Annotated in this window: 3 protein-coding genes; all 3 read right to left on the reverse strand. The window is 65.5% G+C overall.

Translation table 11 applies throughout. The features are described 5' to 3' along the window. Nucleotides 1-709, reverse strand: a 709-nt coding sequence (gene trpC, locus AC5JJ6_RS11225; protein ID WP_496042110.1) for an indole-3-glycerol phosphate synthase TrpC, incomplete at its 3' end; no start/stop codon positions are given. Further along, the gene (trpD, locus tag AC5JJ6_RS11230; RefSeq protein WP_496042111.1) at nucleotides 706-1,743 is read right to left on the reverse strand and encodes an anthranilate phosphoribosyltransferase; all 1,038 of its coding nucleotides are present in this window, start codon (nucleotides 1,741-1,743) and stop codon (nucleotides 706-708) included. The genes trpC and trpD, both read right to left, overlap by 4 nt. Next, nucleotides 1,740-2,084, reverse strand: a 345-nt coding sequence (locus AC5JJ6_RS11235; RefSeq protein ID WP_496042112.1) for an anthranilate synthase component II, incomplete at its 5' end; no start/stop codon positions are given. The genes trpD and AC5JJ6_RS11235, both read right to left, overlap by 4 nt.

Genomic DNA, 2,084 nt, shown 5'->3' on the forward strand with positions numbered 1-2,084 from the left:
CGACCTGCGCCATGCGGGCAAGGTCGGCAGGCGTATAGAGACCGCTTTCGCTCACCAGCATCCTTCCTTCGGGGAGCCGTGCCGCAAGCTGCTCAGTTGTGGCGATATCGACGGCCAAAGTCTTTAGATTCCGGTTGTTTACGCCGATCAGTTCACAGGGAAGCTGAAGTGCGCGATCCAGTTCTTCCCCGTTATGGACTTCCACCAGGACATCCATGCCGTAGCGGTCGGCGACCTCCGCCAGTTCCTTGGCCGTCTGGTCGTCCAGAGCCGCCATGATCAGCAGGATACAGTCGGCGCCTAGCGCCCGCGCTTCGACCACTTGATAAGGGTCGAGCATGAAGTCCTTGCGAAGGCACGGTAATTCGCAGGCGGCGCGAGCCTCCACCAGAAATGCGTCGTTCCCTTGGAAGTACGGGATATCCGTGAGCACGGACAGGCATGCGGCGCCGCCGTCCTGATATGCCCGCGCCAATGCGGCGGGCTGAAAATCCTTCCGAATCAATCCCTTGCTGGGTGAAGCTCGCTTGATCTCTGCGATCAGGCCATAGCCTCCGGCCTCCACCTTGCGGCGCAGCGCCTTGATGAACCCACGCGGTGGATCGGCCCGCAGCGCCGCCCGGTCGACTTCGGCAAAGCTCCGCTCGGCGCGGCGGGCTGCGACATGGACTCGCTTTTCGGCGCAGATGCGGTCAAGGACATCGCTCATGCCGGGTCTCCGCTGTTGGTCATCTTAATCAACCGGTCGAGCACCGCTCTAGCACCACCGCCGTCGATGGCTGTCCGTGCCAGATCGGCGGCGTCCCTGATATCGTCGGCCTTGCCCGCCACCAGCAGGGCGGCGGCGCTGTTCAGCAGCACGATGTCCCGGTAGGCACCGACAGAGCCGGCGAGGACGGCGTTCAAGGCTTCCGCATTGGTCGCGGCATCGCCGCCCTTCAGGTCGGCGGGGTTTGACGGCTTCAGCCCGGCATCCGCCGGATCGAGGTCGAACCGGGTGACTTGGCCGTTCTTCAACTGGGCCACATGGGAAGGTCCGGTCGTCGTCAATTCGTCCAGGCCGTCGGAACCGTGGACGACCCAGGCTGTCTCCGATCCCAGCCGCGCCAGCACCTGCGCCAGCGGCTCGACCCATTCCTCGGAAAAGACGCCGAGAAGCTGCCGTTTGGCGCCGGCCGGGTTCGACAGCGGGCCCATCAGGTTGAAGATCGTCCGGGTGCCCAGCTCGACCCGCGTGCCGGCGACGTTGCGCATGGCGGTGTGATGCCGCGGCGCCATCAGGAAGCAGATGCCAATTTCGTCCAGCGCCCGCTGGACCAGCGTCATCTCGCACTCGATATTAACGCCCAGAGCTGTGAGTACGTCCGCTGCGCCCGACTTGCTCGACGCGGCACGGTTGCCGTGCTTGGCGACCGGGACGCCGCAGGCCGCGACCACGAGAGCCGTGGCCGTCGAGATGTTGTACGTACCGGACGCATCGCCGCCCGTGCCGCAGGTGTCGATCGTGCCGGGCGGCGCCACGATCGGCACGGCCTTGGCCCGCATGGTCCGTGCAGCTCCCGTGATCTCCTCGACCGTTTCGCCGCGCACGCGCAGCGCCATCAGGAAGCCGCCCATCTGCGACGGCGTGGCGTTTCCCGACATGATGATGTCGAAGGCGAGTTCGGCCTCGTCCTCGCTCAACCGGCGACCGGCGGCTATGCCCGCCAGGATCGCCTTCATATCCGACATATCGGCCGTCATGCCGCGCGCTCCGATGGGGTGCTGGTCCCGGTAAGCCGGACGAAGTTGGCCAGCAGCTCGTGGCCATGTTCCGAAGCGATGCTCTCCGGATGGAACTGCACGCCATGGATCGGCAGGTCGCGGTGCATCAGACCCATGATCAGACCGTCCTCGCTTTCCGCCGTGACCTTCAGCACGTCCGGCAGCGTCTCCCGCTCGACGATCAGCGAATGGTAGCGGGTGGCGGGAAAGGGGGAGGGCAGGCCGGCCAGCACGCTTTCGCCGCAGTGGCTCATCATGCTTATTTTGCCGTGCATCGGCACGGGGGCGCGGATGACCCGCCCGCCGAAGGCTTGTCCTAT

The organism is Skermanella sp. (assembly GCF_059503625.1).